This window comes from Pseudoxanthomonas sp. PXM04 (assembly GCF_014851695.1).
GTDB classification, from domain to species: Bacteria; Pseudomonadota; Gammaproteobacteria; order Xanthomonadales; family Xanthomonadaceae; genus Pseudoxanthomonas_A; species Pseudoxanthomonas_A beigongshangi.
Map to the genome: position 1 here is coordinate 257768 of NZ_JACVAG010000003.1, position 21610 is coordinate 279377.

At 62.2% G+C, this 21610-nt stretch carries 26 protein-coding genes; 11 read left to right on the top strand and 15 right to left on the bottom strand.

Annotated features, from left to right (window positions below; translation table 11 throughout):
• Positions 1-7: 7 nt before the first annotated feature.
• The 3 genes from IB228_RS09545 to IB228_RS09555 all read right to left on the bottom strand — a co-directional run bounded on the left by IB228_RS09545 (position 8) and on the right by IB228_RS09555 (position 3002).
• Positions 8-1348, bottom strand: coding sequence for a HAMP domain-containing sensor histidine kinase (locus IB228_RS09545; protein WP_192198213.1), 1341 nt, complete (start codon positions 1346-1348; stop codon positions 8-10).
• Positions 1345-2088 carry a response regulator gene (locus tag IB228_RS09550; protein WP_141454854.1) on the bottom strand — a complete coding sequence of 248 codons (744 nt, stop codon included), beginning with the start codon at positions 2086-2088 and terminating at the stop codon, positions 1345-1347. Before IB228_RS09550 ends, IB228_RS09545 begins: the two co-directional genes overlap by 4 nt.
• A 122-nt stretch (positions 2089-2210) precedes the next feature.
• A complete protein-coding gene (locus IB228_RS09555; RefSeq protein WP_183640010.1) occupies positions 2211-3002 on the bottom strand; it encodes an alpha/beta hydrolase in 792 nt (263 codons plus the stop codon).
• 218 nt (positions 3003-3220) lie between these two features.
• Here IB228_RS09555 and IB228_RS09560 point away from each other — a divergent pair, with 218 nt between their 5' ends.
• The 7 genes from IB228_RS09560 (at position 3221) to IB228_RS09590 (ending at position 8795) form a co-directional block, all read left to right on the top strand.
• Positions 3221-3961: an SDR family oxidoreductase gene (locus IB228_RS09560; RefSeq protein WP_192198214.1), complete on the top strand. Its 741-nt coding sequence runs from the start codon at positions 3221-3223 to the stop codon at positions 3959-3961.
• A 50-nt stretch (positions 3962-4011) separates the two neighbouring features.
• Positions 4012-5340, top strand: a complete 1329-nt coding sequence (locus tag IB228_RS09565; protein WP_192198215.1) for an epoxide hydrolase — start codon at positions 4012-4014, stop codon at positions 5338-5340.
• Between the two features lie 27 nt (positions 5341-5367).
• The gene (locus IB228_RS09570; RefSeq protein ID WP_192198216.1) at positions 5368-6423 is read left to right on the top strand and encodes an alpha/beta hydrolase; all 1056 of its coding nucleotides are present in this window, start codon (positions 5368-5370) and stop codon (positions 6421-6423) included.
• Positions 6420-6932 (top strand): cytochrome P460 family protein, encoded by a 513-nt coding sequence (locus IB228_RS09575; RefSeq protein WP_141454858.1) that lies wholly within the window; start codon positions 6420-6422, stop codon positions 6930-6932. The genes IB228_RS09570 and IB228_RS09575 overlap by 4 nt, the downstream gene beginning before the upstream one ends.
• A gap of 59 nt (positions 6933-6991) precedes the next feature.
• On the top strand, positions 6992-7408 hold the full coding sequence (locus tag IB228_RS09580) for an organic hydroperoxide resistance protein (protein ID WP_192198217.1): 417 nt from the start codon (positions 6992-6994) through the stop codon (positions 7406-7408).
• Between the two features lie 131 nt (positions 7409-7539).
• Positions 7540-8244: a cytochrome c biogenesis CcdA family protein gene (locus IB228_RS09585; protein WP_192198218.1), complete on the top strand. Its 705-nt coding sequence runs from the start codon at positions 7540-7542 to the stop codon at positions 8242-8244.
• Positions 8245-8246: 2 nt separating this feature from the next.
• Complete coding sequence (locus tag IB228_RS09590; protein WP_192198219.1) at positions 8247-8795, top strand: thioredoxin family protein; 549 nt, start codon at positions 8247-8249, stop codon at positions 8793-8795.
• 432 nt (positions 8796-9227) lie between these two features.
• Here the strand turns inward: IB228_RS09590 and IB228_RS09595 are convergent, their stop codons facing one another.
• From IB228_RS09595 to IB228_RS09625, 7 genes are all read right to left on the bottom strand, one after another.
• Positions 9228-9776 carry a YdeI/OmpD-associated family protein gene (locus IB228_RS09595; protein ID WP_192198220.1) on the bottom strand — a complete coding sequence of 183 codons (549 nt, stop codon included), beginning with the start codon at positions 9774-9776 and terminating at the stop codon, positions 9228-9230.
• Positions 9777-9803: 27 nt separating this feature from the next.
• Entirely contained in the window at positions 9804-10193 is a 390-nt protein-coding gene (locus IB228_RS09600; RefSeq protein WP_192198221.1) for a hypothetical protein, read from the bottom strand.
• Positions 10194-10212: 19 nt separating this feature from the next.
• A complete protein-coding gene (locus IB228_RS09605) occupies positions 10213-10689 on the bottom strand; it encodes a VOC family protein (protein ID WP_192198222.1) in 477 nt (158 codons plus the stop codon).
• A gap of 90 nt (positions 10690-10779) precedes the next feature.
• Positions 10780-10998 carry a hypothetical protein gene (locus IB228_RS09610; protein ID WP_183639987.1) on the bottom strand — a complete coding sequence of 73 codons (219 nt, stop codon included), beginning with the start codon at positions 10996-10998 and terminating at the stop codon, positions 10780-10782.
• A 108-nt stretch (positions 10999-11106) separates the two neighbouring features.
• Positions 11107-11739 (bottom strand): hypothetical protein, encoded by a 633-nt coding sequence (locus IB228_RS09615; RefSeq protein ID WP_192198223.1) that lies wholly within the window; start codon positions 11737-11739, stop codon positions 11107-11109.
• Between the two features lie 63 nt (positions 11740-11802).
• On the bottom strand, positions 11803-12693 hold the full coding sequence (locus IB228_RS09620) for a hypothetical protein (protein WP_192198224.1): 891 nt from the start codon (positions 12691-12693) through the stop codon (positions 11803-11805).
• Between the two features lie 102 nt (positions 12694-12795).
• The gene (locus tag IB228_RS09625) at positions 12796-13623 is read right to left on the bottom strand and encodes an AraC family transcriptional regulator (protein ID WP_192198225.1); all 828 of its coding nucleotides are present in this window, start codon (positions 13621-13623) and stop codon (positions 12796-12798) included.
• 128 nt (positions 13624-13751) lie between these two features.
• Between IB228_RS09625 and IB228_RS09630 the strand changes: the two genes are divergently transcribed.
• Positions 13752-14702 (top strand): alpha/beta hydrolase, encoded by a 951-nt coding sequence (locus IB228_RS09630; RefSeq protein ID WP_192198226.1) that lies wholly within the window; start codon positions 13752-13754, stop codon positions 14700-14702.
• Between the two features lie 107 nt (positions 14703-14809).
• On the opposite strand, the gene IB228_RS19785 is transcribed toward IB228_RS09630, so the two are convergent.
• From IB228_RS19785 to IB228_RS09655, 5 genes are all read right to left on the bottom strand, one after another.
• Positions 14810-15172, bottom strand: coding sequence for a SymE family type I addiction module toxin (locus IB228_RS19785; RefSeq protein WP_225562367.1), 363 nt, complete (start codon positions 15170-15172; stop codon positions 14810-14812).
• Positions 15173-15596: 424 nt separating this feature from the next.
• Complete coding sequence (locus IB228_RS09640) at positions 15597-16787, bottom strand: hypothetical protein (RefSeq protein WP_192198227.1); 1191 nt, start codon at positions 16785-16787, stop codon at positions 15597-15599.
• Positions 16788-16791: 4 nt separating this feature from the next.
• On the bottom strand, positions 16792-17805 hold the full coding sequence (locus IB228_RS09645; protein ID WP_192198228.1) for a nucleoid-associated protein: 1014 nt from the start codon (positions 17803-17805) through the stop codon (positions 16792-16794).
• Between the two features lie 183 nt (positions 17806-17988).
• Complete coding sequence (locus tag IB228_RS09650; protein ID WP_192198229.1) at positions 17989-18531, bottom strand: NYN domain-containing protein; 543 nt, start codon at positions 18529-18531, stop codon at positions 17989-17991.
• Complete coding sequence (locus tag IB228_RS09655; protein ID WP_192198230.1) at positions 18528-18794, bottom strand: hypothetical protein; 267 nt, start codon at positions 18792-18794, stop codon at positions 18528-18530. Before IB228_RS09655 ends, IB228_RS09650 begins: the two co-directional genes overlap by 4 nt.
• Positions 18795-19042: 248 nt before the next feature.
• Here IB228_RS09655 and IB228_RS09660 point away from each other — a divergent pair, with 248 nt between their 5' ends.
• The 3 genes from IB228_RS09660 to IB228_RS09670 are packed head-to-tail and all read left to right on the top strand — an operon-like array spanning position 19043 to position 21583.
• A complete protein-coding gene (locus IB228_RS09660; protein ID WP_343227066.1) occupies positions 19043-20065 on the top strand; it encodes a radical SAM protein in 1023 nt (340 codons plus the stop codon).
• Positions 20062-21081, top strand: a complete 1020-nt coding sequence (locus IB228_RS09665; protein ID WP_192198231.1) for a hypothetical protein — start codon at positions 20062-20064, stop codon at positions 21079-21081. The genes IB228_RS09660 and IB228_RS09665 overlap by 4 nt, the downstream gene beginning before the upstream one ends.
• A gap of 19 nt (positions 21082-21100) precedes the next feature.
• Positions 21101-21583: a PH domain-containing protein gene (locus IB228_RS09670; protein ID WP_192198232.1), complete on the top strand. Its 483-nt coding sequence runs from the start codon at positions 21101-21103 to the stop codon at positions 21581-21583.
• Positions 21584-21610 lie beyond the last annotated feature (27 nt).

Below are 21610 nucleotides of genomic sequence, written 5' to 3' on the forward strand. Positions count from 1 at the left end.
CATCAGGTCATAGAGACACACCCAGCACCACCGTCGCCCGCAAACCACCCCCTTCCCGGTTTCCGAGTTGCACCTGGCCGCCCAGCGCGCGCGCGAGTTGCTGGGCGATGGCCAAGCCCAGGCCGGTGCCGCCGGTGGCGCGGCCGCGTGAGGGTTCGAGTCGCTGGAAGGGTTCCAGCACGAGGTCGAGCTTGTCCTCCGGAATGCCGGGGCCGCGATCGAGCACGTCGATGCATACGCGCCCCGCGTCATCCAACCGCAGTCGCGTCTCCGCGCCGCCGGCATACGCCAGCGCGTTGTCGATCAGGTTCTGCACCACGCGGCGCAGCACCTGCGGATGGGTTTTCAAAGACGCGCTGTCGCCTTCCAGGCGTTGCACGGGCTTGCCCATGTCCTGGTAGTCGCCCACCAGGCTGTCCAGGAACGCGCCCACGTCCAGCCGCACCGCGGGCCCGGTGGCGACATTGGCGCCGCGCGCGTAGTTGACGCCTTCGCGCACCAGCTGGCTGATCTGATCCACGTCCTCGAGCAGGCGGATCTGCGACTGACTTTCGTCCATCGCTTCCAGGCGCAGCCGCATGCGCGTGATCGGGGTCTGCAGATCATGGGAGATGGCGGCCAGGATCTGGGTGCGCTCGGACACGTGCGCGGCGACCCTCGATTGCAGGACGTTGAGCGCGCGAGCCGCCTTGGCCACTTCCGCCGGACCTTCCTGCGATACCGGTTCGGGCGGTCCGGCGGGATCCATGCCCTCGGCGGCGGCGGCCAGGCGGGCCAGCGGACGCGTCGCCAGGCGCACTGCGATCCAGGCGCAGCCCAGCAGCAGAAGCACCTGCGCCGCCAGCACCCACGGCAACCAGCGTGCGATCGGCATCAGCGACGGGGTGACTTCGATGGTCAGCGGCTGCCCGTCCGCCAGGGTCAGCTCCACCTCGTAGCGCTCGGGCGAACTCGACACCGCGCGCGGGCGCAGGGCATAGCGGTGCATCAGCACATCGTCGATGGCGGTGGTGACCTGTCGCGCGCGATCGTTGGCCAGCGGCGTGCCGGGCTGCGCCGGGCGCAGCAGGTAGCGGTAGGTGCGACGCTCCAGCCTGGGCACCCAGCGCGCGCGTTCGGCCGGCGACAGGCGTTCCAGCAGCGCCACGCTCAACGGAATGTCCTGCTCCAGGCTGGTCAGCATCATCGAGCGCGTCGCGGCGGCGCGCTCGTAGAACAGCAGGGCGAAGGACAGCGCATGCGCCAGCAGCAGGCCGGTGGCGAGTATCAGCAGCACCCGCGCGCCCAGCGTGCGCGGCAGCCAGCGCCCGGCGCGCGATGGCAAGGGTGATGGCGAGGGCGTATTCATGATTCCTCGCCAACCAGCACGACCGGCTGGCTGAAGACGTAGCCTTCGTTGCGCACGGTCTTGATGTAGGTCTGCTCGCGCGCGCCGTCGCCCAGGCGTTGGCGCAGGCGACTGACCAGCAGATCGATGGAGCGATCGAACAGTTCCGCATCGCGGCCCTGGGTGAGGTTGAGCAGCTGGTCGCGGCTGAGCACGCGCTGCGGATGATCGATGAAGACCCGCAGCAGCCGGAACTCGGCACCGCTGAGCGGGTAGGCGGTGTCGTCGGCGTCGAGCAGGTGGCGCGCGGTGGTATCCAGTCGCCACTGGCCGAAACCGATCAGGCGGCTGGCCTCGCTGACCTGGAGATTGGGCGGCAGCATCCGCGCGCGGCGGATCACCGCGTTGATGCGCGCCAGCAGCTCGCGCGAGGAGAACGGCTTGGTGACGTAGTCGTCAGCACCCATCTCCAGCCCGATGATGCGGTCGGTCTCGTCGTCGCGCGCGGTCAGCAGCACCACCGGCACCGTGCGGTGCTTGCCGGCGCGCAGGTTGCGGCACAGCGACAGGCCGTCCTCGCCGGGCATCATCACGTCCAGCACGATCAGGTCGATGTCGCTGGTGTCCAGGGTGGCGCGCATCTCGCGCCCGTCGGCGGCCAGGCTGACCCGCAGGCCGTTGCGGCGCAGGTAGTCCCCCACCATCTGGCGGATCTCGCGGTCGTCGTCGACCACCAGGACATGATCGGTGTGGGATGACATGCGTCTTCTGCTCCGGAAATCCGGCCGCGGGGGCCGGTGGTTCTATGTGGATGTCGAATGTTAGCGCCTGACCGTGTGCCCGTTCCTTCAAAGCGGGCACACGGTGGGCAGCGCGATGCGGTTCAGTGGCCGCCGGTGGCTTGCGCGGACGGCAGGCCGCTGGCTTCGAGGATGGCCTCGCTCACCGCGTCCGGCGCCGACAACGGCGACACGTGGCCGGCATCGGTCGCACGCAGATGGGCGCCGATGCGCTGCGCGGTGGCGGCCTGCAACTCCGGCGACAGCATGCGGTCGTTGCGCGAGAGCACGTACCAGCTCGGGTGCGATTTCCACGCGGCGGTCGTCACCGCCTCGCCCAGCGCGCTGGCCTTGAGCGGCAACTGGTGCGCTTCGACCTGGCGCAATTCTTCCGGCGCCACGTCCTGGGCGAAATCGCTGGCCAGCGTGGCCGGGGAGAGCGACAGCCAGCCGTCGCGTTCCTGCAACTGTTGCAGGCCAGGCGCGACCGGAAAACCTTCGCCCTGCTGGGCGGAAGTCTGGCCCGCATCCGGTGCGAACGCCGCCACGTAGACCAGGCCGGAGACCTTGGGATCGTCGCCGGCTTCGGTGATCACCGTGCCGCCCCAGGAATGGCCGACCAGCACCACCTTGCCCGGCGCGGCGGCGATCGCCTTGCGGGTGGCGGCCACGTCGTCGCCCAGCGAACTCAATGGATTGTCCACCGCGACCACCGGCACGCCGCGCTGGCGCAGGCGTTCGGCCACCTTGTCCCAGCTGGAGGCGTCGGCGAAGGCGCCGTGGACGAGGATGACGGTGGGCGCCTGCGCATCCGCGCGCGGCGCGGCGGTGGCGGGCAGGGCGGCGGACAGGGCCGCCAGCGACAGGCTCAGGGAAAGCGATAGCGAACGCAGCATGGGAACACTCCTCGGGTTGGGGTGCGCCATTGCACCGCCGCGCTGTATCCGCCGGGTGTCGGCCGCCGGCCGCTTTGTATCCGAATGTATCGACCGCCGGTTTTCCCCGGCTTGGCTGACAAATGCGGGCTTGCGGGGACACGTCGCCGATACGCCCGGGGCGTGCAATGACCCCATCGCCGACGGGGCCTCCGCCGGCTCCCCACGAGGACACGCACATGAGCCAAGACCTTTCGACTTCGAACAGGACCGCGCTGGTATTCGGCGGATCCCGCGGCATCGGCGCCGCGATCGCCCGCCGGCTGGCACGCGAGGGCCATGCGGTGGCGCTGACCTATGCCTCGCGCGCCGACAAGGCGGCCGAGGTGGTTGCCGGCATCCGGGCCGCCGGTGGCCAGGCCATCGCGATACAGGCCGACAGCGCCGACCCGCATGCGGTCACCGCGGCGGTGGCCGATGCCACCGCCCGCCTCGGCCCGCTGCAGGTCGCGGTGATCAATGCCGGCGTCTACCGCGGCAGTCCGCTGGATCGGTTTCCGCTGGAGATGCTGGACCAGATGCTGGCGATCAACATCCGTGGCGTGTTCCTGGCCATCCAGGCCGCTGCGGCACAAATGGTGGACGGCGGTCGCGTCATCACCATCGGCAGCAACACCGCCGTGCGCGGCGGTGTGGTCGGCAGCAGCGTGTACGCGATGAGCAAGGCCGCGGTGGCCACATTGGTGCGCGAACTGGCGCTGGATCTGGCACCGCGCCGGATCACCATCAACAACATCCAGCCCGGTCCGATCGACACCGACATCACCACCGGGATCGTTGACGTGCTGGCCGATCGCAATCCGCTCAAGCGGATCGGCCACCCCGACGAAGTCGCCGCGCTCGCCGCCTATCTGGCCGGCGACGAGGCCGGCTACATGACCGGCGCCAGCCTGACCCTCGACGGCGGCTTCTCGATCTAGTCCCGCCGATTTCCCCGTATCCGCACGCCCTTCCCCCTCAGGAGATTCCCATGTCGCTGTCCGATGCCCGCTTCCCCGTCGATCTCGAACGCCGTCGCCTGCTCGGCTCGGCCGCCGCCGCCGCGGCCGGCGCGGGACTGCTTGCCCTGCTGCCCTCGGCCGCCGTGCGCGCCGCCACGTCGCTGGGCGATGACCGCATCCGCCCGTTCCGGGCGCAGGTGTCCGAACAGGACCTGGCCGATCTGCGCCGGCGCGTGCGCGCCACCCGCTGGCCGGATCGCGAAACCGTCGCCGATACCTCGCAGGGCCTGCCGCTGGCGACGCTGCGCACGCTGGTCGATTACTGGGGCGGCGACTACGACTGGCGGCGGCTGGAAACGCGCATCAACCACCTGCCGCAGTTCATCACCCGCATCGACGGCGTGGATATCCACTTCATCCATGTGCGCTCGCGCCATGCCGATGCGCTGCCGGTGATCCTGACCCACGGCTGGCCGGGCTCCTTCCTCGAATTCCTCGGCGCCATCGATCCGCTCACCAACCCCACCGCGCACGGCGGACGCGCCGAAGACGCCTTCGACGTGGTCATCCCGTCGATCCCCGGCTACGGCTTCTCCTCGCGTCCGGACACCACCGGCTGGGGGCCGGAGCGGGTCGGCCGCGCATGGGACGAGCTGATGCGCCGCCTCGGCTACCACCACTATGTTTCGCAGGGCGGCGATCACGGTTCGGTGATCTCCGACGCGATGGGCCGGCAGCCGCCGCCGGGCTTGCGCGGCATCCACCTGACCATGCCGGCCACCGTGCCCGGCGATCTGATGGCGGCGATCAACGCCGGCGCCGCGCCGCCGGCCGGACTGGCCGCCGACGAGCGCGAGGCATTCCAGGCCTTGAGCGCGTTCTTCGGCCGCAACGCCGCCTACGGCGCGATGATGGTCACCCGGCCGCAGACGATCGGCTATGCGCTGAACGATTCGCCGGTCGGCCTGGCCGCGTGGATGTACGACAAGATCGCGCAGTGGACCGACAGCGACGGCCAGCCCGAACGCGTGCTCGGCCGCGACGCCATCCTCGACGACATCAGCCTGTACTGGCTGACCGGCACCGCGACCTCGGCCGGGCGCTTCTACTGGGAAAACAACAACAACAACTTCAGCGCCACCGCGCAGAAGACCGATCGCATCACCGTGCCGGTGGCGGTCTCGGTGTTCCCCGGCGAGATCTACCGCGCGCCGCGCAGCTGGACCGAGCGCGCCTATCCCTCGCTCTACTACTTCAACTCGCTCGACAAGGGCGGGCACTTCGCCGCCTGGGAACAGCCGCAGCTGTTCAGTGCCGAACTGCGCGCCGCGTTCCGGCCGCTGCGCAAGACCCTCTGACCCCTCCCTTCGCATCGAGGCATCGCCATGAACACCGTTTCCATCGCTCCGACTTCCTCCCTCCGCCGCCTGCCCCTGGTGTCCTGGCTGCTGGCCGCGTTGCTCGCGTCCGGCAACGCCGCCGCCGCGCCGGTCCAAGCACCGGCCAGCACCGCCACGCCCGCGTTGATCGCCGACAAGCAAATCGACGCCGGTGATCTCAGCATCGGCTACGCCGATCTGGGGCCGGCCAAGGGCGAGGTGGTGATCCTGCTGCACGGCTGGCCCTACGACATCAACAGCTATGCCCAGGTCGCGCCCCAACTCGCCGCGCGCGGCTACCGGGTGATCGTTCCGCACCTGCGCGGATACGGCAGCACCCGCTTCCGTTCCGCCGACACGCCGCGCAACGGCGAGCCGGCGGCGCTGGCCTCCGACGTCATCGCGCTGATGGACGCGCTGAAGATTCCGCGCGCCACCCTGGCCGGCTACGACTGGGGCGCGCGCTCGGCCGACATCGTCGCCGCGCTGTGGCCGGAGCGGGTCAACGCGCTGGTCGCGGTCAGCGGCTATCTGATCAGCAGCCAGGACGCGGGCCGCAAGCCGCTGCCGCCGCAGGCCGAGCTGCAATGGTGGTACCAGTACTACTTCGCCACCGATCGCGGCCGCGCCGGCTACACCCAGTACACGCACGACTTCGCCCGCCAGATCTGGCAGCTGGCCTCGCCGCGCTGGAAGTTCGACGACGCCACCTTCGCGCGCAGCGCCGCCGCGCTGGACAATCCGGATCACGTCGCCATCGTCGTGCACAACTACCGCTGGCGGCTGGGCCTGGCCGAGGGCGAACCGAAGTACGCGGCACTGGAGCAGCAACTGGCACAGGCCCCGGCGATCACCGTGCCGACCATCACCATCGAAGGCGACGCCAACGGCGCGCCGCACCCGCAGCCGCAGGCCTACGCCGGCAAATTCACCGGCAAGTACGAGCACCGCACCTTCGAAGGCGGCATCGGCCACAACCCGCCGCAGGAAGCGCCGGAGGCCTTCGTGCAGGCGGTCATCGACGCCACCCACCTGGCCCACGCGAAGGGAGGTGCGCGATGAGACGCTTGTTGATTGCCGCCGGCGTGTTCGGCGCCGCCGCGCTGACGCTCGGCCTGATCGGTATCGTGGAAGCACGCGACGGCAGCCGCTCGCCCGCCGCGCCGATCTATGGCGTGCAACTGCCGGACGGCTACCGCGACTGGCCGCTGGTGGCGCCCGCGCAGGAAGCCGCGCCGCTGGACGAACTGCGCGTGATCGTCGGCAACCCGATCGCCATGCGCGCCTACCGCGACAACATCCGCCCCTTCCCCGACGGCAGCGTGCTGGTCAAGCGGGCCTGGAAACATGAGCAATCGCCGGATTTCGAACCGGCCTCCATTCCCGGCGCCGCCACCACCGTGCAGGTGATGGTCAAGGATTCCAAGCGCTACGCGTCCACCGGCGGCTGGGGCTATGGGCGCTTCATCGACGGGCGTCCGGTCGATGAAGCCCAGCATCGCACCTGCCATGCCTGCCACGCCGCCCGCGTGAGCGATCGCGACTACGTGTTCACCCGCTACGCGCCGTGAGTCCACGGCGTTCCTCTCCCGCTCCAACCCACAACACCCACCCATCACAGGAGATTCCCATGAACGCACTCGACACCGTCCTCTACACCGGAAAGACCCGCGTCACCGGCGGCCGCGAAGGCCATGCCCGCAGCGACGACGGCCAGCTCGACACCGCACTGTCACCGCCCGGCAGCGGCCGACCCGGCACCAATCCCGAACAGCTGTTCGCCGCCGGCTGGTCGGCCTGCTTCGAAGGCGCGATGAAGATCGCCGCGCGCGCCCAGCGCATCGCCCTGCCGGCGGATCTGGCCATCGACGCCGAGGTGGATCTGGGCAAGGTCGGCGACGGCTACCAGTTGCAGGCACGTCTCAATATCTCGCTGCCTGGCGTGGATCCCGCGCAGGCGCAGGCGGTGGTCGATGAAGCGCACCACACCTGCCCGTACTCCAAGGCCACGCGCGGCAATATCGACGTGCAGATCCGGATCGTCTGATCCCGTTCGGTAACGAAACACGCGGCGCCCGGTCCCGGACACGTCCGGATACAAAACCGCCGGGCGCCGCACACAGCCCAGTGACATGCGCGCGTTGCAATGGCCTCCATCCCGCACGCGAGTCTCTTCCCATGATCGAATACGCATTGGCCATCGCCGCCGGCATGGCCACCATCCTGTCTCCCTGCATCCTGCCGGTGCTGCCGATCGTGCTGGCCACCAGCACCGGCGGCGATCGCGCCGGCCCGCTGTGGGTGATCGCCGGCTTCGTCGGTACCTTCGCCGCCGGCGGCATCCTGCTCGGCGCGCTGTCCGCCTCTTCCGGCGAACTGCAAGGCGTCATCCGCACCGTCTCCATCAGCGTGTTGCTGCTGGCCGGCCTGGCCTGCTTCTGGCCCGCGCCGTTCGATCGGCTGGTGATGCTGTTCCAGCAATGGCGCCAGCAACTCGTGCCGGCGGGCTGGAGCGGTCCGCGCATCGGCGGCCGTCCCGGCGCGCTGCTGGTGGGTGCGTCACTCGGCCTGGCGTGGACGCCCTGCGCCGGACCGGTACTCGCCTCGGTGCTGTCGCTCGCGGCGACCTCGCAGGCGCCGGGCAAGGCCAGCGCGCTGCTCGGCCTGTACGCGGCCGGCGCCGGCGTGCCGATGCTGCTCATCGCTTACGGCGGCCACTGGATCAACGACCGGTTGCCGTTTCTCAAACGCCATGCCGGTCGGTTGCGCCAGGGTTTCGGCGCGCTGGCCGTCGCCGTCGCCGTGCTGCAACTGACCCAGTACGACGTGTTCGTCTCGGCCTGGGCCACCCAGTGGCTTCCCCCCGTCTCGCAAGGACTCTGACCATGAACAAGATCGCTTCCCTCTCCACCCTGCTCGCCGCCTGCCTGTTCGCCGCTTCCTGCTCTCCCAGCGTGCAGGCCGATCCGGTGTCCCCCACCGCCAGTTCGCCCGCGCCGGTCGCACCGGAATTCCGCGGCATCGATCACTGGCTCAACGGCCCGCCGCAGACGCTGGCCGCCCTGCGCGGCAAGGTCGTGCTGGTCGAGTTCTGGACCTACTCGTGCATCAACTGCGTGCGGGTGATGCCGTACGTGAAGGACTGGCATGCCAAGTACCGCGACCAGGGCCTGGTGGTGGTCGGCGTGCACACGCCCGAATACGGCTACGAAAAGAAACTGTCCAACCTGCAAGCGGCGGTGAAACGCTTCGGCATCACCTACCCGGTGGCGCAGGACAACAACTACGAAACCTGGAACGCCTACGGCAACCAATACTGGCCCGCGCTGTACCTCATCGACGCCAACGGCCGCGTCGTCTACCAGCACTTCGGCGAAGGCGACTACGACACCACCGAAGCCAAAATCCGCAGCCTCCTGGCCACCCGCAAATAACCCGCCTCACCGGTACCCGGCCACCCGGGTACCGCCCCCCACCTTCCTTACTTCCTTCCCATGTAGGAGCGACGTAAGTCGCGACCGGAAATCCAAGCCCGTTCCAGACCACTACGGCCCCACGGAAAGCCGAACCCTGGAACCATCCGCAAGCTCCGCCATTTCCTTCGCAAGATGACCCGATGCAGCGATCAGTTCATCCAATGGAATGCGCTGATGCCCTCGAGGCCCCCGGGCGAATGTCCACCTCAAGGTAGGAGCGGCCTCTGGCCGCGAGCTCTCCCTCGCGATGTCCGGTTCCGAAGACCGCGACGGTGATGGTCGTGGCGATCGCGCAAAAGGCTCGCGGCGGGACGCCGCTCCTACCTGGTTTCTTTCTTGACTGCATTGCTCCGTGTGCATCGGGGTTTGTGGCGAGCCTTCACGCCAACCCTACTCCGCCGCATCCGGCGCACAGAACGCATTGCTGTAAATCCCCGACCGATCAAAGCAACAGGCCCGGCGCTTGCCCGATTCCAGCTGATCGCACGCGGTAGCAATGCGCTTCACCCGGGTTTCGGCTTTCTTGCCGGAGGTCATCCATTGGATCCAGTCGCGGCGCGCGACCGGAGTGAGGGTGGCCCACTGCGCCTTGGCGGCCGGATGCTCGGCCAGCGCCTTGCGGATATCGGGCGGCACCTTGGGTTCGGGTTCGACCGCCACCGGCGCCATTTCCAGCGCCACGGTATCGCCCACCGACACGCCGGCGGCCTCGCGCAGTTTCTTTTCCACCTTGAGCCAGTGGCTGCCCTGCCCATCCGGCTCCAGCGTGGCCTGGAAGGCATGCCCGTCGAGCCTGCCGTCCACGGTCACCTGGCTGCGCGTGGGCAGCTTCGCACTGGCCTCGGCCGGCAGAACCAGGAAAGTCCAGGCCGCGCCTTTCGGCTCCGCCGGCCGGGACAGCTTCGCCTTGAATTTGACGGTGTTGGTGGCTGTGCTCATGGAGGCGAACGATAGCATCGGCAGGGGTCATTCGCCTTCATTGGCCTGGCCCACTCCTTTCGAAGGAACAGGACTATCTGGAATCGAGATCCACAGCCCGGTCTGCGCACCCAAAAAAAGGGACGCCCCATCGAAAATCCATTCCACTGCTTCGTCCTCGCTGGCGTGTCGCCATCCCTTTTGAGGTGCGTGACGACCTCGCCGGACCAACAGCTCCGCCTCGGTTCGGCGGACATCCAATGTGGAGTCGTTGTCGTCCGGAACGGGCACATAAATGAGAGCATCAACAGGCAAGGCCCTGATCACCTGCCTAAGCGCACTTCGCATTGACTCACCGGTGATATGGAGGTTGTGAACCGTGCCAGCTCCCGAGGGCTGGACGGAGATAAGCTTCAGAGGTAACGAGGAAAAGTCCATCGGATCATTCCATCAGTATTTAGCTCGCCACCGCCTTCTCCAGCGCCGCGATGTCGATCTTCTTCATCTCCATCATCGCCTTGAACGCGCGCTCGGCCTGTTCGCCGCCACCACTGACCAGCTCGATCAGGCGCCGGGGGATGATCTGCCAGCACAGGCCGAAACGGTCCTTGCACCAGCCGCACATGATTTCCTGACCGCCGCCTTCGGTAATCGCCTTCCAGTAGCGATCGGTTTCCGCCTGATCCTCCGTCGACACCTGGAAGCTCATTGCATCGCTGAAGGTAAACGAGGCCCCGCCGTTCAACAGCAGGAAGGGCTTGCCGAGAATCGTCATCTCGATGGTCAGCACGCCGCCCTGCTTGCCGTCCGGATAGTCGCCGGGCGCGCGGTTGACCTTGTCGATGCGGCTATCGGCGAAGGTGTCCGCGTAGAACTGGGCCGCTTCCTCGGCATTGCCGTCGAAGCACAGGCAGGGCTGGATGCGCGGGATCATGGCGGGCCTCGTGAGTCGGGTTTGGGAGGGGAGCGTACTGCGGCGACATTTGGTTCAAGTGAATTTCAGTCGTTCAGAGCAGCCGAAAGATCAGGACTCGCCCCAGTCAGCAATCGCAAGCCACAACATGAGGGCGCTGCCGCCAGCCAGCAGTACAAGCGCGAGGCAGAATCCGATGGGTTCTTCGGCCCATCCAACCATTGCTCCTTTGGTGTACCTGCCGTACAGCGGCAATTCGCCGTCGGACAGCCCTGTAACGATCATGTACAGACCATAGACGCCCATTGACGCAACCACGATTCTCGCCATGCGCCATACCCATCTGCGCGGGCTTCTCTTTCGCTTTGTCCGGTGGATGAACATGTTCTCTGCCTAAAGATTCTTGCGTTTTGCCCGCTGCCGGTGTGATTCCCGTGTCTACTTGTTTGGCGCTGTCGCCGAGGAATGTTCACTGCCATTGCCACCGGTCAGTCTTTCCAGCCAACGCGCCCCTTCCTTTTTGGCAAGCGTAAACGTCTCCGCCTTGGACAAAAAGATAAATGCCAGGAAGACGAACAGCACCGAATTCACACCACAGATCCAGGCGAACAGGCTCTTCGGACCACCACTGACGGCGGCCACCAGAAATCCGACCGCTGATAAAGCCAGTAGAAAGTACCCAAGGGTATGCAGGAACGAAGTAACCGCCAGCCCCTTCGCGGTTGCATACCGGGACTTGGCCCAGACAACCGTTCTGCCAACCGGGTCGTACTGATACAGGGGCCAAAGCTGCGCGACCTGAAAGATACCGTCCGCGCAATGGTCCGACGCGCATATCCGGCGGATGACACCCGCCGGCAAATAGGTCCCGCACAAATGTCGAGTGGCAACTTCTAGCGCCATATCGTCCATCTGTTCCACGCCCTTCCATAGGCCGAGAAACTCGGTTCGCTGCTGGCTCTTGGTCCTGTGAAGTCCTGTCAGCATCGTGATCGCATAGCCCGCGACCGCAATCGACGCTATCGGCACAACCGCCGATGTCCCTATCGCCTTGAGGATTTCTTCCATCATCTATCTACCCTCCCTGACCCGACATTCTTCCTGAAAGATGGCGCATACCATCTTCCCCGCTTCTCAATACGGCGCCGCGATAGCTTCAAACTCCATTTCGTTGAAGTCACGCAACGTGCGTCTTTCCATCAGCCCTTTGTTCGTCAGACGCCCGGTTTCAAGCCGGCCACCGGTTGCCCAGACCAGACGGTCTCCGTCCAGGTCGGCCCATTCCCAATCCGGGCAAGCAATGGCCCCACTGGAAGGATGAACCAGCACATGCTCATCCCAATAGCAGCCCTTGCCGGGGCCTGCGTAGAGCTGCAGATGCGACATCTTCTTCAGGGTCCAGCCACGGGGGCAGGGCTTTTCAAAGGTGAACCATTCGTTCCGATGATCGGCGCGCTCCCGCCCCGCAAGCGTCCATCCATCCCGCATCAGCCGGTGGTAGTAAACGCCAGGGCATTCGCCACCATAGTCGATGGACGGGCGCCAACTGAGATCGCGGCGTATGTATCGGACGTCATGCATCACCTCGTGCCCGTAGCCGTCATTGAGCCAATAGAGGCCGTTACCGGTCCACAGTCCACCACCGTTCCAGCAATCGCCCTTGGGAAACATCGCCAAGGCTTTCAGATACGGCGCGCGCGAGATGGCAGTCCAGGAGCCCTTGGCCTCGCCGCTCCATTTGCCGTTCATCGCGAAATAGATCAGATGCTCGCCATCCGGTGAAAGATCGCAGCGTCGTTCGTAGATGCGACCTCTGAGCCATTGGCCCAGCCTGAAGTGGTCTTTGCGTCGGTCCCACAGCAGGACAGCCACGGACTTCGCCGGACCACGCCGGATGACGACACCCACCGGCGCATCACGCGCCAGCAGGACATGGATACGAGCCGGAAACTTGGCCATCCCTGATGATTCCTTGAGTCCCTGTTCTGCCTGATCGATCCGATGCGTCTTACCGACCCGCAGCATGCCACGTCCGAAGTCCCCTGCGGCCATCACCAACCGCGAAGCCGCATCACGCCGGCCAACGGCCAGACAGGACGAAGCTGAGCACTCCCGACACGCTTCCCATCACCCCAAAGCCTGCGCACGCTTCCAATCCCGCGGCGCCAGCCCCACGTGCGCCTTGAACGCGCGTGACAGCGCGGCTTCGCTGCCGTAGCCGACGTCGGCGGCCACGACTTTCAGGGGGCGGTCCTGGCGCAGGGCCTGTTGGGCCAGGCTGACCCGCCAGCCTTGCAGGTACTGGCCGGGCGTGATGCCCAGCGTTTCGCGGAAGGCGCCGGCGAAGACGCTGCGCGACATGCCGGCGGTCGCGGCCAGATCGTCCAGCGTCCATTCCCGGGCCGGCGATTCGTGCATGGCCACAAGCGCATGGCGCAGGCGCGGGTGCGACATGCCGGCCAGCATGCCGCCGCGCACTTCGCCGCGTTCCATCAACTGGCGCAGGATGAGGACCATCAGCGCCTCGAACAGGCGGTTGATCAAGGCATGGCGTCCGCACCGCTGCGCGAACGCCTCGTCGAACAGCAGATCCAGCACCGGCGACGCGCCATCAATCGTGTCGAGCGGCAGGCAGATGAATTCCGGCAGCGACGCCGCGATCGGATTGCTCGCGCCACCGTCGAAACGCACGTTGGCGCAGGTCATGTCCGCGCCGCGCACCGGATCGGTGGAGAAACGGTGCGACAGCGGCCGCGGGTACAGCAGCAGGCTGGGCACCTCCACGCAGTGCGAGGCATTGCCGTGGAAAACCTCCACCGCACCGTGCCGGATCAGGTGCAGCTGGCCCAGGCCGGCCTCGGCCTCCAGCAGGTTGACGCCGCACAGGGCCCCGGCCTGGAACACCTGGGCGGTGACGGAAAAGCGCTCCAGCAGGGCGGCGAGTCGGTCGGACATCAGGACGCTCGGTCAAGTTTAAAGGACGATACGTAGCTAATCGTATCGCCTTGGCGCGCAAAGTACACCTCGCCAACCGGCACGGCCTCACCGCCGACCACCCACCCCTTCAGCCAAGGATTCCACCCATGAACGCACTCACCCGCTCCGTCGCCGTCGCCCTGATCGCCTTTGCCGCCCAGTCCGGCGCCACCGCCCAGGCCGCCCAATCCCCGCAGACGCCCACCGCCCTGGGCGCCACCGTCAGCGGCAGCTACGTCACCACCCGCGACGGCGTGCAGCTGTACTACAAGGACTGGGGTCCGAAGGACGGCCCGGTCGTCACCTTCAGCCATGGCTGGCCGCTCAACTCGGACAGCTGGGAATCGCAGATGCTGTTCCTGGCCGCCAAGGGCTACCGCGTGGTCGCCCACGACCGCCGCGGCCACGGCCGCTCCAGCCAGCCGTGGGACGGCAACGACATGGACCACTACGCCGACGACCTGGCCGCGGTCATCGAAGCGCTGGACCTGAAAGACGTCACCCTGGTCGGCTTCTCCACCGGCGGCGGCGAAGTGGCCCGCTACATCGGCCGCCACGGCACCGCGCGGGTCAAGAAGGCCGTGCTCGTCAGCGCCGTGCCGCCGCTGATGCTCAAGACCGCCGACAATCCGGGCGGCCTGCCGATCGAAGTGTTCGACGGCCTCCGCAAGGGTTCGCTGGACAACCGCGCGCAGCTGTACACCGACATCGCCTCCGGCCCCTTCTTCAACTTCAACCGTCCGGGCCAGAAGCCGAACGCCGCGCTGATCCAGTCGTTCGTCGCCCAGGGCCTGCAAGCCGGCCACAAGAACACCTACGACTCCATCGCCGCGTTCTCCGCCACCGACTTCCGCGCCGACCTGAAGAAGTTCGACGTGCCCACCCTGGTGGTCCACGGCGATGACGACCAGATCGTCCCCATCGATAGCTCGGGCAAGGCCTCGGCCGCGCTGGTCAAGGGCGCACAGCTCATCGTCTACAAGGGCGCCCCGCACGGCCTGGCGGACACCCACAAGGATCGCCTCAACCAGGACCTGCTGGACTTCCTGAGCAAGTAAGCCAACCGCACGGCAACGGGCCCGGACAGTGATGTCCGGGCCCGTTGTCTTTGTGGGTGGTGATATCAGGTTCGGTCAGCGATGCCGCGCCGGTATGGCGTCAATCGTCAACCGCGCGTGCGCCGACTCACCAGCAACACGCCACGCCCGACCGTCACCTGCAAATCATCACCAACCGCAAAGCCGCATTGCTCCAGCCAGCGGCCAGACAGGCGCAGCTTCGGCACGGCGCGGCTGACGACCTGCTCGTCGTGGCGTTCGTCGTAGTACTGGAAACCCATCGTGCAGCGGTGCGGGATGCGGAAGCGGCTGCGCTGCGGGCGCGGAGGCTTAGCGGGCGGAAGCGGTTCGGGTGGCGCGGTTTCCGTGGTGGGCGGATCTTCCGCGATGGTCCAGACGCAGCGGGCGCGACGGGGTTTGCGGGGGGATTTGGGCGCGGCAGTGCGCGCCGGTGACTTGCGACGGGTCATGTGGGATTCCTTGTGTTGGCTGGAATCCGCCGCTCCGCTGTCAATCGAGGCGACGGACGGTGCGCGGTTGACAGACCGGCCACAAGGAACCGGCAGACCTTGCGGTCTCCGCACACCGCCCGCCATGTAACGGGCATGCTTCCATGCGCCGGAAACCGGGCGTAATAAAAGCGCCGGTCATCGGTCGATGGGCGCTGGTGCGCCTTGTGGTTTCGGGCTGTCAAACCCGGCTGCCGGACTTTAAGGCAGCGCGAAAATAGTGCAACAGCGGCGCGAAGGCGTCAAATCCTGTACTTCTAGCTAATGGCGCATTACCGCAAACAGCATAATCATCCACAGATACGGGCGCCTTCATTATGTTCTATAAACCGATCAAGTCACCTTAGCCTACAGTTCAGATCCGACCACTGTATTGGCGTGACAGTTAAATCACGGGCGCAACTACAATTGCTTTATATGCGCTCAAAGTTAAACATGTTGTGACCGCAAGCAGCGTCAACATGACACCAGGAATACCCCATAGATGCACTTGAATCCTAAACTTCAGGCCCCGCACCATAGGCGCAAGCTTGCGATATGTTGGAAATGATCGCTCCTTAAGAATTTTCACTTCAACATTAAATTCATCTCTAAGATGGAGAATGGAGAGCACATATGAAATCAAGATCATCAATGCGATTACTGCAAATATAAAAGAACCGACCAAAAGAGCCTTATTTGCCAAGGCCAACTCAACTTCATTTTTCATCTGACTTGCGAGCAGACCTTGACCCACTGGAATTGCTAGAAGTTTTCCCATCGCATCATTTCCAATTGCATTCAACTTAATGACATAATCAAGCTTCTTTCTTTCGAAATCGTCTCTTGTCTTGTCGAAATTAAACGCAGAAATATAGATGTCGAAGTCTGCAAGGAAAGACTCCCTGAAATTTCTCATCGACCGGATAAATGTTGAGAACCTTTCGTCTTGCTGAACTCCTGCAAGAAGGCGAACCAACGCACGGCGAGCAATGTCCTTTCGCGCTTCTCCGTGATGCTCTTTAAGCACTTCATTCTCGATCTCTTCGATCTCCGAATCCTCGACCACCTTGTCTAGATCCCAGTTCTGATAGGTCAGAGGCACCAAAAGCTTTCGACTTGTCAAGAAGACGGCGCTACTGCTTCCGGAAGCATCTTGACGAATGTCGTCCGCGATTTGCCTTATGAAATCTACAATCCTTATCGCACGCCGATATTGCTCAACAACTTTGTGAACAGGAACTTCACCACGAGAGTAATTTTCCTGGATGAGATAAAAATTACTCGGTTCTGTATAAAGAAACTTCCCGCCGTCATATTTCAACAACATACCTATGTTGTTGACAAAAACTTCAGAAGAGCGAGTCATCCCATGAACATATATGACTATCTCTTTGTTATCAGAAATCTTGTCAACAGGAATAATCAACTCAGATCCATCAGCCACAACAGTAGTACGCCACTGAGCCGCCTCAATAGCCTGTAATAATGGTGAAGTCTCAGCAGACTTACGAGCATGCAAAACCAAGTCTGTACCGGCTATTGTACTCGTCTCAGCGAGACGACAGAGTTGGACGATTGATTCGAAGCCGGCCATCTACTCATCCCTCCGTCAGTTCCCTCACTAAACGCTCTGGAGCATTTTCAATTATCACCCTTCCTTCGTTAATTCGCACATGTGAAGATCTAAACTCATACGTCATTTTTAAAGTTAATTCTTTACTTTTAAAATTAATATCCGACAGGCCTTTGATAGTTGTTGCATCTGGCGCAAACCCTGCAGAAGGAGGATCGGCATGGCCATTGAGAAAGATTAGAAAGGCATTCGGATCTTCGGGCCAAATTGCATTCGCGAGTCCCTCGAAGCTGTCCATCTTTGCGGCTTCGCCTTTGCGTACATTCTCAATAAAATCGAAAGCCCGGCGCCGGACATCGGGGATATCCTCCTCTTTGAGAGCGCTCATAGCCGCAAGGTTGCTTGCGAAGTCTTTAACTACAATCACGAGCTTTTTAGATTCTATTTTCGAATCTTGATCGACTCTGCACCCTACAAATTTCTGAAAATAGTCTGAAGGCCCGCTGTCCTGCTCTCGACGAAGCACAAACGTCAAATATCGCTCCGCACCAGCACTCCATGCTTTTATGTCAACCCGCGCGGCGACCTGTAATTTGTCGAGATTTAGGTACGGCGCCTTGATAACCTTATGAAGATCTTCTGAAAATATTGCGCCGGACTGCGGATTTAGTTTAGCAATCAGCAGCATATCCCGATCATTATGAGAGTATCGAATTACTAGCAGATAACCACCGCTTGCAAAAACAACGTCCTTTATTTGATCACATAGGCGATTCAAAGCTAACAAGGAAAAGTCTTTGAAATTTAAATCGCCTGAAATCAGCTCTTTCAACTGATTGCTCAAGGGATAATTTGCTGTATCTGTCTCAAACGATCCTGAATAACGTGAGCTTCTGTTGTTATAGCTATCCAACAGGGTAAGCATCAAGCTATCGAGCTCATCCGTTTGCTCCAGCTCCGCATCCGATTTAATGGACGTTGCGCCCAGTACTCCTCTGAATTTCTCAACCTTGTGTGCGATCGCGCTTACGATTTCCATTCTATTTCTTCCTTAATACCTGTTCCTGCTATTCCGTCTCCGACGTCCTAGTGCGACATGGACATCATCATCCTGATTCTATCGCTGTTAGTCTCGGATATTGAGACAGCGCCTGTACAAGCATAGTAATTTATTCCTTAAGCAAAATAAGACCAGCTACTTTTTCAAGTAGACTGTTTCAGATCAGAAGCGCAGGCCTTCTAGGTGAGAATCTAGGGAAACAAACTTGTTTGCGGCCTCTTTAAGTTCTCGCGCGGCATGGTTCCAGAAAACCACCTCTACGATGTATCCATCTTTTCTGAGTTCATTGATGGTAGGAACATAATCTGCGTCGCCAGCAACTAGCACGAAGACATCTTCACCTGGCTTCCCGCTCTTGTAAGCATCCTTAGTAACTAAAGTTGCAATTCCAGTATCTATTTTCTTTTCTTTATTATTGAAGTTTCTGTCCTCGAGATGGAGCTCAAAGCCGGCCTTTTCGGCAAAGCGCCATATAGAATCGTTAGGTGGCGGCCTAGATCCAAATAATGCAACCCTCTGTATCTTGGAAGTATCGCGACCAGCCAAGAAGTCGTGCAACTTGCCAAAACTGATGGTATATCCGTGATCAAGGGTTCCGTCCCTCATGGCGTCATAGATGCTAGGTGATAAGCCTGCATTTACAGCTGCAACACGACGCCCTTCTATGTAGAGATTAGAATTATCCACATATATAAAATCGCTCATGTATCCTCCTTTTTTAGACGCAACTGCTCGATCAGATAATTCGGCGCGTAGCGGTTTCGCACATTTCTAGGGACGTGTGCGAATATTGAGAGGAGAGAGTCGGACGTATCTGAGAACGCCCGCGCCAACGGCCCACCCTGACGGGCGAACCACATCGGTACACCGTGAGCGAGCGTGAGATAGCCCAGCGCACCGACCACCAGACCGGCTGGCCAAGGCAGGCCCGCCAGCACGTCGATGAGATTGCGTTTACCACGTCCCATGTGGCCTTCCCCAGTACCCCGGGGCGGACCATAGCGCGAATCAGGGCGCTATTGAAGTGGTCCACATGCCGCTTGTCGGGTCGCCCTGGATTGATCGCGATGCCGGGTCGTCATTGACCTATGGGATGGATCGAATTGCTGTGAGCGAAATCCGCAAGTGCTGCTGACAAACGGGGAAAAGCACTGAGTTCCATCGCTTGCTATTCCTACCGCTACCGATGGGGAAGGCATCCGGGGCGGGAACAAAGGTGGACAAGCTCATATCTCCGAAGAGCATGACGGTGTTGTGCACGTATCAGTGCACGGCCGCCTGTCAGCAATGTTGTTTCGAGTCCAGTCCATCCATCACTGGACGCCTGGACAGTCAGACCATCCAGGCCAGGATTCTAGAGGCTATCCAGGCCTTTCCTGATATCCGCGTTGTTGTTTTCAGTGGTGGAGAGGCGTTTCTCCTGAAAGAGCAGCTCACCGAGTGCATCGCCTTTGCCACCCGCCATGGCCTGGGAACACGCGTGGTCACCAATGGATTCTGGGCAAAGCGCATGGAACGGGCGGAAACGATAAGCCGTGCCGTGTCTGATGCCGGTCTGAGTGAGCTGAACATCAGCACGGGGCGGGACCATCAGGCGTTCGTCCCCGGGGAGACCGTCATCAACGCCGCGATTGCCGCCGTCGGAGCAGGTATCCGCACGCTGATTACCGTCGAGACCGATACCGCCGAAAGCGACTGCCACGCGGCTCTCATGTCTGATCCCCGCATCGGAGATCTTGTCAGAAGCGGGAAGCTGACCGTCATCTCCAACTTCTGGATGCCGTTCCACGCCGACGCGCCCGCAAGGGCGCAGGAACCCGATGTTCGGGGCTTGCGCAAGGGTTGCAAGCAGGTCTTCGACAACATCGTCATTACGCCGCACGACAATCTGTCCGCATGCTGTGGATTGACGTTGGAACACATTCCCGAATTACGCCTAGGCAAAAACACCGGCGACAACATCAGGGATGGCTATCTGTCCCAGTCGCAAGACTTCATGAAGTACTGGCTGAGTGTAGACGGGCCTTACACGATCATCGAGCGCGTTGCTGGCACCCGTGCGGAGGAATTCCTTCAGGGCGTTGTCCATCAGTGCCAGGCATGCGCCGTCCTCCATCGAACGCCATTCCTGAAAGAAGAGGCAGTCAAACAGTACCCCATGTTCGCCAAGGAGGTCATGACTCGCTTCATCCTGGATAGGACGCTTGACATGCAGAAGTCATCCAAAGCAGGAGCATGAAATTGAAAAGAAGGAAGTTCATCAAGGCAACACTCCTGACCATTCCAGCCGTTGGTGTTGCCCAGACCAGACTCTATGGAACTCCGGAGAGCGTTGCGCCACGTTCTATCGGACTCGCCTCCGACAGGCTTTTGCTACCCATATCCCGCTCCGGCCTACCTCCGCAGTTCTGGAAGGATATTCAGTCAGTCAGTGCGGCTGTGATTCGGGTCTTCGATTCAGAAGACGCCGCGAGCCGGTTCCATGCCAATCCCGTGGGTTACATGCAAGAGCATGGACTGGATACTTCGGACCGCGTAATGGCAAATGGATCGTTTCGCCTACTCACGAGTCTTTCCGATCCAGGAACGAAGGACTACATCCGCAGAAAGGACTACAGCGGATTCCTGGCCAAGCTGAGGCAGAACGGTGTTCTCAACGGCTTCCAGTCTGCCGATCTGACGCGAAGAATCGAGTCTGGAATCAATTCAAAACGCCAAGAAATCCAGGCAATGATGAATCGCAGATTCTTGGACACACCATCCCAACGTGAGGCACTCTTGTCTGCGCTCGGTGATGAAAGGCATTCGCTTTCCGAAGAGGATCTGTCGATCGCCAGCGAGCTTCTTTCCATGGATATGACGGGCCCTCTTGCTACCTTTGCCCTGGTCGTTGCAATTGCTGCCGTCCTGATCACCGTGTTGGCAGAGGTGATGGTATTTACGGTGATTACAGCCTGGGTCAGTGTTCACGGGCCGGAGCTGGGGATATCTCCGCCGGAGGTGGGTATATCTCCACCAATGGTCGCAATGCTTGACCCCCAGGTGGGCGAAGACATGGATCACATTGGCAAGATTTCCATCTTGTCTGGAGACAGGGAGATCCTTGTCCGTGGTATGCAGGAGGCGGTGATCGCCGAAATGACAGCGGTGGTGACCGCCATGCAGAACAGTGGACTTCTATCTCTGAGCCCCGAACAGTCTGAACGCATCATTGAGGCAATGAGCACCTATGCAATCAAAACCACCGGACTCTGAGGGCGCTGGAACGTCCCGTATGTTCAGCGTTAACACCTTCAATTGGAAATCCATCACCGCACTGGCCGTATTCGCCACGGCCGTTGCCGTGCTGATCGCCAACCAGAGCGACCGTGGCTTCTCTATCTACGTGCTCTCCATCGCGGGACTTATCTTCCTTGCCACCTTCTTCCAGCTCCATGTATCGAAGATATGCGTCTCGGATGATCATCTGATTGCGGGTGGTGGCCTCTACAAGATCCGGCTTCCCCTTGCACAGGTAGATGTGGGCGGATCTTCGATTCTCTCCCCTGCCGAGAAGAGGAGTCCCGGATGGAGACTCAATGGAATTGGCATCCCGGGTTACTGCCAGGGATGGTTTAGTGGTCCCAGAAGCAAGAAGGTCTTTGCGGTCCTGACAAGTCGAAAGAACATCGTCTATGTCCCTACGTCAGCCGGATTCGACCTGATGCTCACGCCTGATGACCCTGAGAGCTTCCTGCGTGCTCTTGGTAAGAACTAGGTAGCGGTATTCGAGGGGATTGACCCA

Excerpts from the sequence above, each read along its gene's own strand:
- IB228_RS09545 (WP_192198213.1), bottom strand. The coding sequence starts at position 1,348 with ATGAATACGCCCTCGCCATCACCCTTGCCATCGCGCGCCGGGCGCTGG.
- IB228_RS09550 (WP_141454854.1), bottom strand. The coding sequence starts at position 2,088 with ATGTCATCCCACACCGATCATGTCCTGGTGGTCGACGACGACCGCGAG.
- IB228_RS09555 (WP_183640010.1), bottom strand. The coding sequence starts at position 3,002 with ATGCTGCGTTCGCTATCGCTTTCCCTGAGCCTGTCGCTGGCGGCCCTG.
- IB228_RS09560 (WP_192198214.1), top strand. The coding sequence starts at position 3,221 with ATGAGCCAAGACCTTTCGACTTCGAACAGGACCGCGCTGGTATTCGGC.
- IB228_RS09565 (WP_192198215.1), top strand. The coding sequence starts at position 4,012 with ATGTCGCTGTCCGATGCCCGCTTCCCCGTCGATCTCGAACGCCGTCGC.
- IB228_RS09570 (WP_192198216.1), top strand. The coding sequence starts at position 5,368 with ATGAACACCGTTTCCATCGCTCCGACTTCCTCCCTCCGCCGCCTGCCC.
- IB228_RS09575 (WP_141454858.1), top strand. The coding sequence starts at position 6,420 with ATGAGACGCTTGTTGATTGCCGCCGGCGTGTTCGGCGCCGCCGCGCTG.
- IB228_RS09580 (WP_192198217.1), top strand. The coding sequence starts at position 6,992 with ATGAACGCACTCGACACCGTCCTCTACACCGGAAAGACCCGCGTCACC.
- IB228_RS09585 (WP_192198218.1), top strand. The coding sequence starts at position 7,540 with ATGATCGAATACGCATTGGCCATCGCCGCCGGCATGGCCACCATCCTG.
- IB228_RS09590 (WP_192198219.1), top strand. The coding sequence starts at position 8,247 with ATGAACAAGATCGCTTCCCTCTCCACCCTGCTCGCCGCCTGCCTGTTC.
- IB228_RS09595 (WP_192198220.1), bottom strand. The coding sequence starts at position 9,776 with ATGAGCACAGCCACCAACACCGTCAAATTCAAGGCGAAGCTGTCCCGG.
- IB228_RS09600 (WP_192198221.1), bottom strand. The coding sequence starts at position 10,193 with ATGGACTTTTCCTCGTTACCTCTGAAGCTTATCTCCGTCCAGCCCTCG.
- IB228_RS09605 (WP_192198222.1), bottom strand. The coding sequence starts at position 10,689 with ATGATCCCGCGCATCCAGCCCTGCCTGTGCTTCGACGGCAATGCCGAG.
- IB228_RS09610 (WP_183639987.1), bottom strand. The coding sequence starts at position 10,998 with ATGGCGAGAATCGTGGTTGCGTCAATGGGCGTCTATGGTCTGTACATG.
- IB228_RS09615 (WP_192198223.1), bottom strand. The coding sequence starts at position 11,739 with ATGATGGAAGAAATCCTCAAGGCGATAGGGACATCGGCGGTTGTGCCG.
- IB228_RS09620 (WP_192198224.1), bottom strand. The coding sequence starts at position 12,693 with ATGCTGCGGGTCGGTAAGACGCATCGGATCGATCAGGCAGAACAGGGA.
- IB228_RS09625 (WP_192198225.1), bottom strand. The coding sequence starts at position 13,623 with ATGTCCGACCGACTCGCCGCCCTGCTGGAGCGCTTTTCCGTCACCGCC.
- IB228_RS09630 (WP_192198226.1), top strand. The coding sequence starts at position 13,752 with ATGAACGCACTCACCCGCTCCGTCGCCGTCGCCCTGATCGCCTTTGCC.
- IB228_RS19785 (WP_225562367.1), bottom strand. The coding sequence starts at position 15,172 with ATGACCCGTCGCAAGTCACCGGCGCGCACTGCCGCGCCCAAATCCCCC.
- IB228_RS09640 (WP_192198227.1), bottom strand. The coding sequence starts at position 16,787 with ATGGCCGGCTTCGAATCAATCGTCCAACTCTGTCGTCTCGCTGAGACG.
- IB228_RS09645 (WP_192198228.1), bottom strand. The coding sequence starts at position 17,805 with ATGGAAATCGTAAGCGCGATCGCACACAAGGTTGAGAAATTCAGAGGA.
- IB228_RS09650 (WP_192198229.1), bottom strand. The coding sequence starts at position 18,531 with ATGAGCGATTTTATATATGTGGATAATTCTAATCTCTACATAGAAGGG.
- IB228_RS09655 (WP_192198230.1), bottom strand. The coding sequence starts at position 18,794 with ATGGGACGTGGTAAACGCAATCTCATCGACGTGCTGGCGGGCCTGCCT.
- IB228_RS09665 (WP_192198231.1), top strand. The coding sequence starts at position 20,062 with ATGAAATTGAAAAGAAGGAAGTTCATCAAGGCAACACTCCTGACCATT.
- IB228_RS09670 (WP_192198232.1), top strand. The coding sequence starts at position 21,101 with ATGTTCAGCGTTAACACCTTCAATTGGAAATCCATCACCGCACTGGCC.